Annotated in this window: 1 protein-coding gene; it reads right to left on the bottom strand. The window is 56.9% G+C overall.

Features of this window, described 5'->3' with window-relative positions:
* Positions 1-563 (bottom strand): IS6 family transposase (locus tag G6N74_RS30465; protein ID WP_165121732.1); only part of this gene is annotated, 563 nt, incomplete at its 3' end.
* Positions 564-615: the final 52 nt, after the last annotated feature.

Here is a 615-nt window from a genome sequence, read left to right as displayed (position 1 = left end):
CCGAGCATTGGCCGGACGCGACGCTTGATGCGCCGATGATCCTGTTCGATCCGGTTATTCAGGTATTTACTCTTGCGGATACGGATCGGTTTGAGCCGGCTCCGAGCGCGATCCTGCAAACGATTTGTGGTGTCACAGGAAACGATAGCCTCGTGATTGGTTTGGCTACCATCGATGACAACGCGGTCGGGCCGGCCATGACGTGCCAGCGCTTTCCTGAAGAACCGCTTGGCTGACGGCAAGTCGCGCTGCTCGCTGAACCAGAATTCGACCGTGTCGCCTACACTGTCGATGGCGCGGTAAAGGTACATCCACTGACCACGGACCTTGATGTACGTTTCGTCGATATGCCATTTGCCGGTCACGCTCCGCTTGCGTCGGTTGAAGCGCTCCAGCAATAGCGGTGCGTAGCAAACGGTCCAGCGGTGAATGGTCGTATGGTCAACGGCAATGCCCCGCTCGGCCATCATTTCTTCCAGATCGCGCAAGCTCAGACTGTAGGCCAGGTACCAGCGCACGCATAGCAGGATCACGGACTGATCGAACTGGCGGCCCTTGAACATTCAATCCTCCAAAATGTCAGAGGCTCTCCTTGCCACAGTGCCGGAATTCAAA

Origin of the sequence: Mesorhizobium zhangyense (assembly GCF_011045115.1) — a bacterium.
In the GTDB taxonomy this organism is placed as follows: domain Bacteria; phylum Pseudomonadota; class Alphaproteobacteria; order Rhizobiales; family Rhizobiaceae; genus Mesorhizobium_M; species Mesorhizobium_M zhangyense.
Note: the sequence above shows the minus strand (reverse complement) of the source record. Positions and strands in the feature narration are given on the sequence as shown.